A 14667-nucleotide genomic window follows, 5' to 3' on the forward strand; every position below is an offset into this window, starting at 1 on the left:
GACTATCAGTGTTCAGAATGTTTATAGTAAAAAACAGGCAAACCAAGACGTAAGCGCAGCGCTAACAGACGGGCAGTAAAGCCGAATAGTAAGGTAGCAATGATAACGACATCCTGGTTAGTGACGTAATGCTGAAGAATGAGGTACATCACGGCTGCCGCAAAGGCGATACCAGCATAGAGTTCTTTCTGAAAGACCAGCGGGATCCGTTTACAGAACATATCCCGCAGTACGCCACCGAAGACACCTGTAATAACCGCGGAAATAATGGCAATGATTGGGCCGTGCCCCATATCCAGCGCGACCTGAGCTCCAATAATGGAAAACACCACCAGGCCTAAGGCATCCAGTACTAAAAAGAGCTTACGCAGGTGAGGCATCAGTGGAGCCATCATGGTGGTGAGAATCGCAGCTGCGGCGACGATGACGACATATTCAGGGTGTTTTACCCAAGTCAGTGGGTAGTGACCTAGTAAAATATCACGTACCGATCCACCTCCGAGCGCTGTTGCTGTCGCAATAATAATTACGCCAAAGGTATCCATACGACGCCGACCTGCGGCTAATGCACCCGTCATGGCTTCTGCCGTGATACCGATAATATAAAGAATATGTAGCAACATGGACAACACCTCTTCAGAAGAGCCGTAAGAGTAACGTTTTTTGAACAATGTCACGATTGAGATTTTTTCAACCAAAACAAAATTGATTATTTTTACTAATGCAAAAAGTGAATTATTCTTATCTGACAAAGAGGTTGTAAACTTTATGTGATTTTTTGGATTAAAAAATCTAAAGTGAAATTTGAAAAGAAAAATGCCCTTTGTCTCTGTCAGGCGGTGACCCAACAAGCAGACGTCTTATCTTGTTTTTTTCTGTCTTTCAAATAGCCACGGACGAAACAGGTAGCGTTAAATTCAGGCACAAAATAAAGGCAGCTGATAAAAACAACTTAAGTAAATCCAGAGAAATTAAATAATGATGGAGATGATTTTTTAGCATATGAATAATAGTTATGATGATATTTCTTTTGAATATAAACAGAAGATAAGCGCCGCTGATGTTATGTCAGGTGCTATTTATTGTTTCTAAATAACTCTCTATTACTTTTGAAATGGCAGCTTGTATACTGTGTTTTTTGTAGATGTTTGTTTTTAAATGAAAATAAAGCTATTATTTTGTGGGCGGAAGGTGCGTTTTGTTGTCTGATAAATCCTAAAAATAATTGTGCTAATGGGTGAAAATAATGCGCTAAATCATCATTTTGCCAATAAAGCTTTGTTATTTTGTTACCTTCCCCAAACTTCACCTGTTTTATCACCCTGATATTTTATGAGGATTATTAAAATGATAGCAAAGCTAAACAGCATCTTTACTTCTGTAACTCATCACCCTGATGGCGGACGACTATTATTACGTATTCTGGTTGCCGGTTTAATGATCTTTCATGGCGTTGCGAAAGTAAGCCATGGTGTCGACTGGATAGCTGCAGACTTAGCAGCTAAAGGCGTACCATCATTTGTTGCTTATGGAGTCTATATTGGCGAGATACTGGCACCTGCGATGGTTATTTTAGGCATTTTTACAGCACCTGCAGCGCTGGTTATTCTGATTAATATGATTGTTGCCATGTTAATGGTGGGTTCTTTCGGTCACGCGATGGAAGTCACCAAAGTGGGTGCCTGGGCATTAGAAACTGACGCATTTTATGTCTTAGGTTGTGTCGCTATTATGATGCTGGGTACAGGTAAATACTCAGTTGCTCCACCGGCATATCGCTAACCGAACCATCAGAAAAATAGATTCTATGGTTACAACAGGCCCGGCATCATCTCTCTGATTATCAGATTGTAGAGAAGCCGGGCTAGTCTTAAATTTCTCAATAACACGCCCTGATAAACCAAAATACATTTCAAAAAATCTCATCTTCCAGGATTATACCTGCCGTACTTCACATCAGGCTAAAGGGACACAATGAAATATTTATCGATACCAGCAATGCTGCTGGCATCTTCAGCAGTGCTATGCGCCCCCGTTTATGCATCAGAGTCTGATCGTCCTGACCGTAATACTGCGGTATTACCACAAGCAGGTCAGACAATGAACATTGTGCTTCAAAAGCTCTCTGCTAAGTACGATAAAGAGATTTCATCTTTAGATCTGTCTGCTGAGCAACTCAAGGCTATTGTTTATGTTCGTCCTGACTGGGTTCGTGAACCAATCCCCTTTTCAACGGTAAAAGAGTTTGCCGCGGTTCTTTTTGCTCAGCCGGGTTTGCAGTCAGTGAAGATTATTAAATATGGGGAGTATCTTGGTTTTTACGTAAAAATGACCGGTCTGCCAGCTGATGGGTATGCGCTCTATCCGCAAGAGAATAGCTATCTGCTGAAGGGAATTGTCGATGATGAAGGCCTGCTTGAGACTATTGATGCCAGAGAAGAGGAGCTACTGTTTCAATCATTTTATCCTAAAGCGATGACTGCCCTCACGGATAATGGTTTTAAGGGGTAACACCTTTTATTCTCACCAAAATAAGCTATAAATAATAAATCCCTTATTAAAAAAGAGGTTTATATGGCAGAGCATCAGGAAGAAAAGAAAAATCTCAAAGAAGAAGCTAAAGAGATAAAAGAGACAATTGTGAATGACTTAAAAGAAGCAAAGGATGAGTTTAAAGAAGCGGAAAAGCTCTTTGAAAAACATCCGTCATCACTAGAGTAATCTCGGTCAGGTTGAACGGGTGAGTACCCCAAGGGATGCGCCCGTTTATCTCACCATTTCAATGCGTTGATCTACCACTTCGCAGGTAAATACTGAGTGTAATATAAAGGCATCACGATGTGAGTTTGTTCCAGAACTGAAGAGCCTTGTGTACCGGTTAATTTGAATGTTTTGACTGGCGTACATTTCTCTATATAGGAAGCAAGCGATCTGGCGCGTGTTCGTTGCCCACTTTTTACTTCTATCGGGATGATATTGCCTTCATCATTTGAGATGATGAACTCTATTTCTGCGCGTGCATCATACCAGGAGTAACTCGGATCTATGCCCATAGCGGTCAGTTCTTGCTGAACAAAGTTTTCAGCAATATAACCTTTATATTCATATCGTTGTTGTTTAATCTCTTTATAGCTACTGCCTAGCATATGGTTAAGCAAGCCTACATCAAATAGAAATAACTTAACCCTATTCTCTTTTTTATAGGCAGCGAGTGGCGTTCTGGGCATTCCTTCAATCGGATAGTTAGCCAGTGCTAAACGACAACACCTTAACCAATGGATTGCAGTTTCAAAATCGCTATAACGAGATTTACGAGCATGCACATTTTTAAACTTAAAGCGTTTCACCGACTCATCTAAAACCAGTGAAAGCTGTGCGGGAATACTAATGAATACCGATTCAATGAGTGTTGCATCGATCTTGCCTGCATATTTACCAAAATCGCGTCGATAACCTTGAACCAAGTCGGCATGAATTTTTGTCACCTTCTCAACAGCATCTAAAATGCTCACATCTTTGAATTGATACCAGGCTGCAACCGCTTCCGGCATACCACCGGTAAAAAAATAATCTGTCAGTTTATCCATGAATTTATTATGGGCCGCAGCTGAGTTCGCTTGCGTATCAAATGCTTTAATCAAGGCTGTTTCTTTGGATGCATAAATAAATTCTTGAAACGTCAAAGGGTGTAAATTGTATTGCTCAACCTTGCCTACTGGAAAGGTATTGAGCAAACCAATATTTGACCCACTTGCTGCAATAAAGTACGTCGGTGATTTTTCAGCGAAGTATTTAAGCGATGTAACAGCTCGTTCGCACTCGCCAATTTCATCCAGAATCAGTAAGTCAGTTTCTGTGTTAAAAGGTTGGTTGGTGATTAGCTCAAGATTCATCAATAATTCATCTGGAGAAAGAGAGCCATCAAATGCTTCTTTATATGACGGATTTTCCAGAAAATCGATACGCAGGATATTCTTAAAGGTTTTCCCAAAGAGGTCTTGTAGCAGATATGTTTTACCTGTTTGGCGCGCACCATCAATCAATAAGGGTTTACGGGTTGGTTGATTTTTCCATGCCATTAATGAGTTGAGTAGGGTGCGTTGCATTGCTAGTTCCTGCCGTGATAGTGGATTAATCATCAACAGCATAATACAAATCGCACTTTTATGCGCATAAAAGTGTGATTAATTACATTTTTATGCGCATAAAAGTGTGTTAATTGATGATTTGTACGTTTTTTACGCCGACTAACGGTCTGCTCTCTCTAAAAGGGGAATATTTTTATCAACGTGGTGTACTAACCCGTGGGGAAAATATAACGGGAAGTGGAGACTTTCCTGTGCTTTATCGCGGATAACGCAAACGCCAAAAGGGTACTGAGTAATTTTCTGGGAAGCATAAATACAGCCCACCCCCATCAGAGCGACCAGCAAAATGCTCACCCGATTTTATCCATGCTCTGATTTGTAAGCCTGTCAGTTTTGCCATGCTTATCTTGTCTCATTGCTGTGTACATAAACTGCGCGTCATAAATGCCAGTATGTACACGTCTATGTACATACGAAACACGCGCTCTAGTGATACATCATGAGACTATATAAAACAAAAAAGGCCATGATTTACAATGGCCTTTTTATCCTGACGAGACTTAGTGAGACAACGCGAGATCGCGTGAAACGTTACTCGATATTCTGAATCTGCTCGCGCATTTGCTCAATAAGCACTTTCAGTTCAATAGCTGAAGTCGTAATTTCAGAGTTGATAGACTTAGAAGCCAGGGTATTCGACTCGCGATTAAACTCTTGCATCATAAAGTCGAGACGTCGGCCTACGGCTTCTTTTTTCTTCAGGATGTTATAGGTTTCTTTAATGTGGGCTTCGAGGCGGTCGAGTTCTTCAGCGACGTCGATACGCTGAGCCATCAACAGCAATTCTTGTTCCAGGCGAGTATTCTCAAGCTGGATATCTGCTTCTTCAAGTTTGCTGGTCAGACGGTCACGCTGCCACTTTAGTACTTCTGGCATATGTGCACGGACTTTGACAATTTCAGCACTGACACCTTCCAGACGCTGTTCAATAAGCGTTTTTAAAGCCTGGCCTTCGGTTTCACGGGCAACAATGAAGTCGTCCAGAGCACCGTCCAGCGCCATCACTATTTCGGCCGCAATAGCATCCAGGTCCTGTTCCTGGGCAGACATTACGCCCGGCCAGCGCAGGATATCGACCGGATCGATTTCACCTTCATCACTTTGCATTTTGACCCACTGGGCAGCTTCTACCAGCTGTTTTGCCAGCTTTTCATTCAGCAGCAAAGAGGTCTGGGCGCGGGTATCGGGTTCAAAACGCAAATTACATTCAATTTTGCCGCGGGTCAGACGCGCACGAATACGTTCGCGCGCAACGGGCTCAAGGCTACGGAACTGTTCTGGCATGCGAATATAGGTTTCGAGATAACGCTGGTTTACCGAACGTAGTTCCCAGGAAGCAGAGCCCCACTCACCTTTAACTTCGCGCCGGGCGTAGGCGGTCATACTGCGTATCATAGTCTGTATCCGTTTTAAGCTAATGTATGGGTTGATTATAGCTATGCCCGGCCACTCAAGATAGGAATATACCCGTCATACTTCAAGTTGCCGAAGTCCACTCGAATTATTTTGGGTATAAGCGCCCGAAGTCCGTATAATACGCAGCCACATTCGTTTTAGCTGGAGATGACCCCATGCGTCCATCAGGCCGTCGCGCCGAGCAAGTGCGCCCTGTTACCTTGACCCGCCATTACACTAAACATGCTGAAGGTTCTGTACTGGTTGAGTTCGGTGATACTAAAGTACTTTGCACCGCTACCCTCGAAGAGGGCGTGCCCCGGTTTTTGAAAGGCCAGGGAAAAGGGTGGATAACCGCCGAATACGGTATGTTGCCACGCGCGACTCATAGTCGTAATGCACGTGAAGCAGCAAAAGGTAAACAAGGGGGCAGAACTCTTGAGATCCAGCGTCTTATCGCTCGTTCGCTGCGCGCTGCTGTTGATTTAAAAGCATTAGGTGAATTTACCATTACCCTGGACTGTGATGTCTTGCAGGCCGATGGCGGAACCCGCACAGCTTCTATCACCGGAGCCTGTGTTGCGCTGGCTGATGCCCTGAATGCTCTGGTTGCCAGCGGTAAAATCAAAAGCAACCCAATGAAGGGTATGGTTGCTGCTGTTTCTGTCGGTATAGTGAAGGGCGAAGCGCTTTGCGACTTAGAGTATGTTGAAGACTCCGCTGCTGAAACCGATATGAATGTCGTGATGATGGAAGATGGCCGGATGATTGAGGTTCAGGGCACCGCTGAAGGTGAACCTTTCTCCCACGAGGAGCTACTGACGTTACTGGCACTGGCTCGAGGCGGTATTGATTCCATTATCAGTACGCAGAAAGCGGCGTTAGAAAATTAATTTTTAAAAAAAGGCGACTGAAGAGTCGCCTTTTTTATATCTGTAAGTAATCTTTTAAGGAGTCAGTCGATGAAACCGTATCAGCGCCAGTTTATTGAATTTGCACTTAATAAACAGGTACTCAAGTTTGGCGAATTTACGCTGAAATCCGGGCGTACTAGCCCCTATTTCTTCAATGCCGGACTGTTCAATACCGGAAGCTGTCTGGCGCTATTGGGGCGGTTTTATGCTGCTGCGTTGATGGACTCAGAAGTTGAGTTTGATCTGCTATTTGGTCCTGCCTATAAAGGCATTCCGATTGCGACCACCACTGCTGTTGCTCTGGCAGAGCATCATGAACGCGATGTGCCTTACTGCTTTAACCGTAAAGAAGCCAAAGATCACGGTGAGGGGGGGAGCCTGGTGGGTAGCCCGCTGACCGGACGCATCATGTTAGTTGATGATGTTATTACCGCAGGAACGGCTATCCGTGAGTCAATGGAAATTATTGCCGCTCACGGCGCAAGCCTTGCCGGAGTGCTGATTTCTCTGGACAGACAAGAACGTGGCCGGGCTGATATCTCCGCGATTCAGGAAGTTGAACGTGACTACCAGTGTAAGGTCACCTCGATTATTACTTTGCAGGATTTGATTAGCTATCTGGAAGAGAAACCTGAGATGGCCGAGAGTCTGGCCAAAGTGCGCCAGTATCGGGAAGAGTACGGGGTATAACTTACGTTCAGAGTTAAATAACAGGGCCTGGCGGCCCTGTTATTAATACAGCTGTGCTGCAATCAGTGGCCAGCGCTTATCAAAATCATCGGTTGGCAGATAGCGGAAATTACTGCGGACAAAGCGAGACAGTATGCCTTCGCAGTACGCCAGCAACTGGCTAGCCAGTAACGACTCATCACTGACGAACCCTTCTCCTTCACGCATTTTCTTCTCGCGCATCACCTGGCGTAGCTGAGCCTCAATACGTTCAAACAGCTGGTTAATGCGGTCTTGTAACCTGTCCTGTTCAAACATCAGAGCATGTCCGGTTAAAATACGCGTCAGCCCTGGATTCTTTTCACCAAAGCCGAGCACTAACAGAACAATCAATCTCAGACGTGTCTGAGTGTCTTTTTCGTCTTTAAGTATCAGATTAATACGGGTAATCAGACTGTCTTCGATAAACTCGATCAGGCTATCGAACATTTTCATCTTACTGGGAAAGTGTCGATACAATGCGGCTTCAGAAACACCCACAGATGCTGCAAGTTTTGCAGTGGTAATGCGCTGACTGCCATCACTGGATTCGAGCATTTGTGCCAGAGACTGAAGTATTTCTTCGCGACGATTCCTTCTCGCTGCCTGTTTTTCTGCCATGTTCTAAAATACCCCTGAAAATCACCTTGTCAGGACAGGGCATAACCCTATGAAACCACAGGGCTATGCTGACTTTTTTAACGTTATTTATGCGTTATTGTGGCATGAATCAGTCATATTACTGACGGCCGGAATGCCCGAAACCGCCTTCACCACGCAGGCTCGCATCAAAATCTTCGACCAGATTAAATTCAGCCTGTACGACGGGAACAAAGACCATCTGCGCAATACGCTCACCGGGTTGAATGGTGAAACTATCATGACCACGGTTCCAGACTGAAACCATTAGCTGCCCCTGGTAATCAGAGTCAATCAACCCGACCAGATTTCCCAGTACCACCCCATGCTTATGGCCTAAGCCTGAACGCGGTAAAATCACCGCAGCAAGAGAAGGGTCTGCAATATGAATTGCCAGGCCGGTTGGTATCAGTGTGGTCGCGCCAGCAGGGAGTTCTACCGCACTGTCTAAACACGCACGCAGATCCAGCCCTGCAGAACCTTTGGTTGCATAGGTCGGGAGTGGAAATTCGTGGCCCACGCGAGGGTCTAAAATTTTAACGTCGATTTTTTTCATCATAACGGATAACGATCTCGTCCAATAAAAGGTGTCCAAGGCGCACTTTAGGCGCGAAAGGTAAGACTTTGTCGCCTTCCTCCCAGAAAAGGTGCAATGAATTATTGTCGCTATTAAAGCCACTCTCGGTATGAGAGACATCATTGGCACAAATCAGGTCGAGTTTCTTACTCGCCCGTTTTTGTCGGGCGTATTCTTCCACATTATTTGTTTCGGCGGCAAATCCTACGACATAAGGGCGATGCTCTGATAACGCGGCAACAGCAGCAACAATATCGGGGTTTTTAACCATTTTTATTGTAATTTCATCGCCTTGCTTTTTAATTTTGGCATCAGCAATAGTTGCAGCACGATAATCAGCAACGGCGGCACAGCCAATAAATATATGCTGTCCGGCGATTTTTGCCTGAACAGTATCATGCATTTCTTGCGCCGTTGTGACATCCAGTCGTGCTATTCCTGCGGGAGCTGGCAAGGTTACCGGGCCGGAAACCAGCGTGACATTGGCTCCACGAGCCGCTGCGGCAATCGCAATGGCATAGCCCATCTTGCCGGAGCTGTCGTTGGTAATATAACGCACCGGATCAAGGCGTTCGCGCGTTGGGCCTGCGGTAATCATAATATTGAGATGTTGCAGGCTATTGTCGGCCACAGAAAAATGCTCTACCGCCAGATCAACCAGAGCCAGAGGGTCAGGCATACGACCAGGGCCGATATCTCCACAGGCCTGGCTACCGCTATCAGGGCCCCAGATAAGTACGCCACGTGCGTCCAGGGTCGCCAGATTCTGTTGAGTTACTGCTGCACGATACATCTGTTGATTCATTGCCGGGGCAACCGCAATCGGTGCCGGGGTGGCAAGGCAAATGGTACTCAGTAAATCATTCGCCATTCCGGCAGTAATGCGCGCGATAAGATCGGCGGTTGCCGGGGCAAGCAGCACCAAATCAGCCCACTTACCTAATTCAATATGGCCCATTGCGGCTTCTGCTGCCGGGTCCAATAAACTGTCTGAAACCGGATAGCCAGATACCGCTTGTAAGCTTAGTGGAGTCACGAAGGCTTTGGCAGCTTCGGTCAGCACTACCCGGACGTCCGCCCCACGATCGCGTAGTCGGCGTACTAGCTCAGGGGTTTTATAAGCTGCGATGCCACCACTGACACCGAGCACAATTTTCTTACCGGAAAGACCAGTCATGTTTTTTTCCGTTCAAGAATGCAGTTGATAGCTCATTTTATCACAATCCTGTTTTCGCGCCTTTTTTCCGTTTTCGAGGTACTGCTCAAGATTACGCGCAGGTCATCGCACAGGGTGAAAGAATGCGCCATGATAACTGTAGTTTGTTAAAGGAGTAACAAGCATGATGCAAGATACCCCGTTACTACCGCGTGAAAAGCTGTTGCAGCATGGCGTTTGTGCTTTGACTGATGCTGAGTTACTGGCGCTATTTCTGCATACAGGCTACAAAAATATGCATGTACTGGCGTTTGCCCAGAGTTTGTTACAAGAATTTGGTTCACTGCATAATTTGCTGTCGGCTGATTACTCTCAATTCATAAATGTATATGGAATAGGGAAAGCGAAGTATGCCCAGCTACACGCGATCGCTGAGTTAGCGAGGCGTTATTATTATTCTCGAGGCACTAAAAAATTATCGTTTAACAGCCCCGACAAGGTACGGGAGTATGTTCAGAGCCAGTTAGTAACTGAAGAAAGGGAAGTTTTTTTAGTTTTATTTCTCAATAACCAACATCATATTATTAAATCTGAGCGCTTGTTTAGCGGCTCGCTGGGGCATGTTGAAGTCCATCCCAGAGAAATTATTCGCGAAGCGATGAAATCTAACGCTGCGGCGGTTATACTAGCGCACAACCACCCATCTGGTATTGCTGAGCCGAGTAAAGCAGACCGTATGATAACGTCTCATATTGTCAAGGCCTGCTTATTAGTGGATATTCGGGTGCTTGATCATCTGGTAATTGGTCAAGGAGAGTACGTTTCTTTCGCCGAAAGAGGGTGGATTTAGAACAATTCACACGATCCGTAAGGATCTTTGTCTGTTCGGGACTTGAGCACGTGCCTTACTCAGCGTATACTACGCCACCTTTGAGAATCTCGGGTTTGGCATTATGCGCCTGGCACTGTGGTTCGCATTGAACCGCCAGGGACCAGGCTAGCGGCCTGACGAGGCGCCATAACCCTATACGAAGCTCGAGCTAATTTGATTTTTGGAGAATAGACATGTCCCGAGTCTGCCAAGTTACTGGCAAGCGTCCGGTGACCGGTAATAACCGTTCCCACGCAATGAACGCGACCAAACGCCGTTTCCTGCCTAACCTGCACTCTCACCGTTTTTGGGTTGAGAGCGAGAAGCGTTTTGTCACACTGCGTGTATCTGCTAAAGGTATGCGTGTAATCGATAAAAAAGGCATTGATACAGTTCTTTCCGAACTGCGTGCCCGTGGCGAAAAGTACTAAGTACTTAGAGGAAATAAATCATGGCTAAAGGTATTCGTGAGAAAATCAAGCTGGTTTCTTCTGCTGGTACTGGTCATTTCTATACCACTACGAAGAACAAACGTACTAAACCGGAAAAACTGGAACTTAAAAAGTTTGATCCAGTAGTACGTCAGCACGTTCTCTACAAAGAAGCAAAAATTAAATAATTTTTGTAACTTTGCTAAAAACCCGGCTTGCCGGGTTTTTTTATGTCTTGAATCTGAGCATCACCTGTTTTTCCCTTCTGGCAGCACCCTGGTAACTTGAAGCATGACGGGTATTTATCTTCATCTTTGCTCGGGCTACTATCACATCTCTGACCGCTCAATCCTTTATACGGGGGAGTCATGCCTGAATTACCCGAGGTAGAAACCAGTCGTCGTGGTATTGAACCACATCTGGTTGGTGCCAAAATTTTACATGCCGTGGTACGTAACGGGCGTTTACGCTGGCCGGTATCTGATGAGATTCATGCTCTCAGCGATAAAACCGTACTCAGTGTCCAACGGCGAGCAAAATACCTGCTGGTGGAGCTGGCCGATGGCTGGATTATTATTCATCTCGGGATGTCGGGTAGCCTGCGAATTCTCGCAGAAGAGAGTCCGGCCCAGAAACACGATCATGTTGACCTGGTGATGGATAACGGCAAGGTACTGCGTTATACCGACCCTCGTCGCTTTGGAGCTTGGTTGTGGACGCCAACGCTGGAAGAATGCAGTGTATTGTCACATCTCGGCCCTGAGCCGCTGAGCGATGAATTTAACCCTCGTTACCTGCAAGAGAAGTCCGCCAGTAAGAAAACGGCGATTAAACCCTGGTTAATGGATAATAAGCTGGTGGTGGGCGTCGGAAATATCTATGCCAGCGAGTCTTTATTTGCCGCGGGTATTCATCCGGACCGTCTTGCTAACTCCCTGTCACCTGCTGAATATAAACGACTGGTTATGGTGATTAAAGCGGTTCTGACGCGTTCTATTGAGCAAGGGGGAACCACGCTGAAGGATTTTCTGCAGTCAGATGGTAAGCCGGGATATTTTGCTCAGGAACTTCAAGTATATGGGCGGGAAGGCGAAGCTTGCCGCACCTGCGGTACGGCAATCAGCGCCAGTAAGCACGGGCAACGCAGTACTTACTATTGCCGTCGTTGTCAGCATTGATTATTTAAGGCGCTCGAGCAACGCCTGGTGAACGTGTTCAGGTAGGAAGTGCGATACATCGCCATGATGGCGAGCCACTTCCTTAACCAGTGTAGAGGAGATAAATGACCACTCTTTTGCCGGCATCAGAAAAACGCTTTCCAGATCTGACATCAAATGGCGATTCATAGAGGCCAGCTGCATCTCATATTCAAAATCGGCAGCGGTACGTAAACCACGGATCAGAATGTTGGCCTGAGTATTACGTGCAAAATTGGCCATCAAATCACTAAAACCGACGACCTCAACATTAGGGAGTGCGGCTACCGCTTTTTCGGCAAGAGCAACCCGCTCATTGAGGGTAAATAAGGTATTTTTACTGGGACTGGCTGCGATAGCGAATACCACCGTATCAAACATCGCGGCGGCACGTGTCACAATATCAAGATGACCGTTGGTGACAGGGTCAAAAGTTCCGGGATAAATGGCTCTAGTGCTCATCTTCGCTCTTGCTCTGTATATTGGTGATTTAATGCCCAAAGCTCAGTGTATTTATTAAAGGTATATTGCGCATTGACCACGGCCAGCAACAGACCTTGTTTACCGTCAAGAAAACCGGCTCTGAGAATGAGTGTTTTAAAAAATGCACCTAAAGTGTGGCTAAAGATAGCCATCAGAGAAACTTTTTTCCCCTGCTGATGCCGTTCGTGTGCCCAGGTAGTTGCGTAGTTGAGCTGTTTACGTTGAAAAGAGGCAAAATCACGGCAGGTGAGATGCAATAAATCGCCCTTGAGAGCGACAGTCCTGGCTCCGGCAGTATTTAGCGATTCATGAACCTGGTTATCATTATACTGATACTGTTCGCGAGCATAGAGGCGAATAACTCGGTCCGGATACCAGCCGCTATGACGCATGAAGCGACCAAGAAATAAGTTGCGCCGCGCAATGCTATAGACGGTATTGGGTTGGGGGGCGGTAAGCGCCTCTTTTATTGCACTGGCAAGCTCAGTACTCACCCGTTCATCCGTATCGATCATCAAAATATAATCACCACTGGCGTGATTCTGTGCGAGCTGACGCTGTAAACCATAACCCTGCCATGCGGTATTAATAAAGGTTTTAGCGCCAGCTGCCCGTGCTATTTCCAGGGTAGCATCAGTGCTGCCTGAATCGAGCAGGATGATTTCATCTGCAAACGCAACTGACGCAAGGCAGTCTGGTAGAAGCTCCGCTGCATCTTTCGCTATCATCACAACAGAAAGGCGATAAGCCACTAGTGACTCCGTTGTGGCAGATAGGGTTCAAGAATTTGCAGCAGTCGCTGAAGAGCACCCTGATTTTGATGAAGAAATTCCACTGCATGGCGTCCCGTATAGAGACGATAGTCTTCATCGGTCAGTAAGGTTGATATCTCTTTGGCGATAGACTCTGCATCGGTAACCGTAATTAATCCATCGGCTTGCTGTAATTTAGCGCAGATGTCCTTAAAGTTGAAAGTATGTGTTCCCATCAACACCGGGATAGCATGTGCTGCGGGTTCTAGCGGGTTATGCCCACCGCGTTCCACCAGGCTGCCACCGACAAAAGCGATATCAGCAATACCGTACAGGAGCATCAACTCGCCCATGCTATCGCCGATGACAACCTGAGTACTGGTTGATGGGACCTCATTACTGCTACGTAATATATAGCTGAAGCCCGCTTTTCTTATCAGCGTTTGGGCATCGGCAAAGCGTTCAGGGTGACGAGGGACAAGAATTAATAGCAAGTCCGGGAAAGATTCCAGCAACTGGCGATGGGCTTCAAGAATAATGCGCTCTTCCCCGTCATGGGTACTCGCAGCAATCCACACTTTACGATGTGGGGCCCACTGACTTCTGAGGGCAATGGCTCTTGCTGCAAGCTCAGGGGTCACAGAAATATCAAACTTGAGACTTCCGGTAACAGTCAACTGATTGCGTTTAAGCCCTAAGTCGATGAAGCGCTGGCCATCTTCTTCATTTTGAGCGGCTATCAGCGTGATTCGACTCATCAAACGCCGGGCGAAATGACCTAATTTTTTATAACCCTTCGCTGAACGTTCAGAAAGGCGTGCATTGGCAATAACGAGAGGAATTTTTCTTTTATGGAGTATGGCTATCATATTCGGCCAGAGCTCTGTCTCCATAACAATGACCAATTTTGGACGCGTTGTATCGAAAAAGCGATTCATGGCACAGGGCAAGTCATAGGGCAAATAAACATGATGGACATTTTTGCCAAATGCCGACTGCGCACGTTCCGACCCTGTAGGTGTCATGGTCGTTACGGTAATAGGTAAGGTCGGGTAGCGATGTCTGAGCGCACGGACTAAAGGTATCGCCGTCAGTGTTTCACCCACTGATACTGAATGCAGTAGGATTCCGTCTGGCGCAACCTTCCCATGGCAGAAACCATAGCGTTCTAACCAGCGTTTACGATAGGCGGGGGCTTTACGACTACGCAGTAATAACCGCACCCACACAAAGGGCTGGATAAGATAGATCAGGGCGGTATACAGTGATTCCAAGCGAGTTACCCGTTCTTGATTATCGGCGCACGAATTCTAAGCATTCGTCATCTGTAAATCTATTACTTTTGTTGAGGCTAACAAAAACTAGCCGCCACTTTAGGATTTTCTCAAAATAATCCT

19 protein-coding genes and 1 pseudogene are annotated in these 14667 nt (G+C 46.1%); 9 read left to right on the top strand and 11 right to left on the bottom strand.

Annotation, left to right across the window (positions count from 1 at the left end; genetic code table 11):
• Window positions 1-5 precede the first annotated feature (5 nt).
• Window positions 6-623, bottom strand: coding sequence for a trimeric intracellular cation channel family protein (locus M2387_RS23420; protein WP_259053005.1), 618 nt, complete (start codon window positions 621-623; stop codon window positions 6-8).
• 452 nt (window positions 624-1075) lie between these two features.
• Window positions 1076-1309, bottom strand: a complete 234-nt coding sequence (locus tag M2387_RS23425; protein ID WP_259053007.1) for a hypothetical protein — start codon at window positions 1307-1309, stop codon at window positions 1076-1078.
• 38 nt (window positions 1310-1347) lie between these two features.
• On the opposite strand from M2387_RS23425, the gene M2387_RS23430 reads away from it, so the two are divergent.
• The 3 genes from M2387_RS23430 (at window position 1348) to M2387_RS23440 (ending at window position 2721) form a co-directional block, all read left to right on the top strand.
• The gene (locus M2387_RS23430) at window positions 1348-1782 is read left to right on the top strand and encodes a DoxX family protein (protein ID WP_259053008.1); all 435 of its coding nucleotides are present in this window, start codon (window positions 1348-1350) and stop codon (window positions 1780-1782) included.
• Window positions 1783-1974: 192 nt separating this feature from the next.
• Entirely contained in the window at window positions 1975-2511 is a 537-nt protein-coding gene (locus M2387_RS23435) for a hypothetical protein (RefSeq protein WP_259053011.1), read from the top strand.
• A 63-nt stretch (window positions 2512-2574) separates the two neighbouring features.
• Entirely contained in the window at window positions 2575-2721 is a 147-nt protein-coding gene (locus tag M2387_RS23440; RefSeq protein WP_259053012.1) for a hypothetical protein, read from the top strand.
• Window positions 2722-2792: 71 nt separating this feature from the next.
• Here the strand turns inward: M2387_RS23440 and M2387_RS23445 are convergent, their stop codons facing one another.
• The 3 genes and pseudogenes from M2387_RS23445 to M2387_RS23455 all read right to left on the bottom strand — a co-directional run bounded on the left by M2387_RS23445 (window position 2793) and on the right by M2387_RS23455 (window position 5543).
• Window positions 2793-4106, bottom strand: a complete 1314-nt coding sequence (locus M2387_RS23445) for an ATP-binding protein (RefSeq protein WP_259053013.1) — start codon at window positions 4104-4106, stop codon at window positions 2793-2795.
• Between the two features lie 247 nt (window positions 4107-4353).
• Window positions 4354-4488, bottom strand: a pseudogene (locus M2387_RS23450) (tyrosine-type recombinase/integrase); the annotation flags it as partial.
• Window positions 4489-4679: 191 nt separating this feature from the next.
• Window positions 4680-5543 (bottom strand): YicC/YloC family endoribonuclease, encoded by an 864-nt coding sequence (locus M2387_RS23455; protein WP_259053014.1) that lies wholly within the window; start codon window positions 5541-5543, stop codon window positions 4680-4682.
• A 176-nt stretch (window positions 5544-5719) separates the two neighbouring features.
• Between M2387_RS23455 and rph the strand changes: the two genes are divergently transcribed.
• Complete coding sequence (rph, locus tag M2387_RS23460; RefSeq protein WP_259053015.1) at window positions 5720-6436, top strand: ribonuclease PH; 717 nt, start codon at window positions 5720-5722, stop codon at window positions 6434-6436.
• Between the two features lie 69 nt (window positions 6437-6505).
• Window positions 6506-7147, top strand: a complete 642-nt coding sequence (gene pyrE, locus M2387_RS23465; protein ID WP_259053016.1) for an orotate phosphoribosyltransferase — start codon at window positions 6506-6508, stop codon at window positions 7145-7147.
• Window positions 7148-7189: 42 nt separating this feature from the next.
• Here the strand turns inward: pyrE and slmA are convergent, their stop codons facing one another.
• The 3 genes from slmA to coaBC form a co-directional block, all read right to left on the bottom strand.
• Window positions 7190-7786 (bottom strand): nucleoid occlusion factor SlmA, encoded by a 597-nt coding sequence (gene slmA / locus M2387_RS23470; protein ID WP_259053017.1) that lies wholly within the window; start codon window positions 7784-7786, stop codon window positions 7190-7192.
• Between the two features lie 118 nt (window positions 7787-7904).
• Window positions 7905-8363, bottom strand: coding sequence for a dUTP diphosphatase (dut, locus tag M2387_RS23475; RefSeq protein ID WP_259053018.1), 459 nt, complete (start codon window positions 8361-8363; stop codon window positions 7905-7907).
• Complete coding sequence (coaBC, locus tag M2387_RS23480; protein WP_259053019.1) at window positions 8341-9558, bottom strand: bifunctional phosphopantothenoylcysteine decarboxylase/phosphopantothenate--cysteine ligase CoaBC; 1218 nt, start codon at window positions 9556-9558, stop codon at window positions 8341-8343. Before coaBC ends, dut begins: the two co-directional genes overlap by 23 nt.
• 163 nt (window positions 9559-9721) lie before the next feature.
• On the opposite strand from coaBC, the gene radC reads away from it, so the two are divergent.
• The 4 genes from radC to mutM all read left to right on the top strand — a co-directional run bounded on the left by radC (window position 9722) and on the right by mutM (window position 12017).
• Window positions 9722-10387, top strand: coding sequence for a RadC family protein (gene radC, locus M2387_RS23485; protein ID WP_409040327.1), 666 nt, complete (start codon window positions 9722-9724; stop codon window positions 10385-10387).
• Between the two features lie 215 nt (window positions 10388-10602).
• Window positions 10603-10839, top strand: a complete 237-nt coding sequence (gene rpmB / locus M2387_RS23490) for a 50S ribosomal protein L28 (RefSeq protein WP_078004144.1) — start codon at window positions 10603-10605, stop codon at window positions 10837-10839.
• Between the two features lie 20 nt (window positions 10840-10859).
• Window positions 10860-11027 carry a 50S ribosomal protein L33 gene (rpmG, locus tag M2387_RS23495; RefSeq protein ID WP_003024094.1) on the top strand — a complete coding sequence of 56 codons (168 nt, stop codon included), beginning with the start codon at window positions 10860-10862 and terminating at the stop codon, window positions 11025-11027.
• Between the two features lie 180 nt (window positions 11028-11207).
• Window positions 11208-12017: a bifunctional DNA-formamidopyrimidine glycosylase/DNA-(apurinic or apyrimidinic site) lyase gene (gene mutM / locus M2387_RS23500; protein WP_259053020.1), complete on the top strand. Its 810-nt coding sequence runs from the start codon at window positions 11208-11210 to the stop codon at window positions 12015-12017.
• On the opposite strand, the gene coaD is transcribed toward mutM, so the two are convergent.
• Genes coaD through waaA form a run of 3 tightly spaced genes read right to left on the bottom strand, consistent with a single transcriptional unit; the run spans window position 12018 to window position 14544 of the window.
• On the bottom strand, window positions 12018-12497 hold the full coding sequence (gene coaD / locus M2387_RS23505) for a pantetheine-phosphate adenylyltransferase (RefSeq protein ID WP_259053021.1): 480 nt from the start codon (window positions 12495-12497) through the stop codon (window positions 12018-12020).
• Window positions 12494-13270: a glycosyltransferase family 2 protein gene (locus tag M2387_RS23510; RefSeq protein WP_259053022.1), complete on the bottom strand. Its 777-nt coding sequence runs from the start codon at window positions 13268-13270 to the stop codon at window positions 12494-12496. The genes coaD and M2387_RS23510 overlap by 4 nt, the downstream gene beginning before the upstream one ends.
• A complete protein-coding gene (gene waaA, locus M2387_RS23515) occupies window positions 13270-14544 on the bottom strand; it encodes a lipid IV(A) 3-deoxy-D-manno-octulosonic acid transferase (RefSeq protein ID WP_259053023.1) in 1275 nt (424 codons plus the stop codon). Before waaA ends, M2387_RS23510 begins: the two co-directional genes overlap by 1 nt.
• Window positions 14545-14667: the final 123 nt, after the last annotated feature.

Origin of the sequence: Klebsiella sp. BIGb0407 (assembly GCF_024807845.1) — a bacterium.
In the GTDB taxonomy this organism is placed as follows: domain Bacteria; phylum Pseudomonadota; class Gammaproteobacteria; order Enterobacterales; family Enterobacteriaceae; genus JGM124.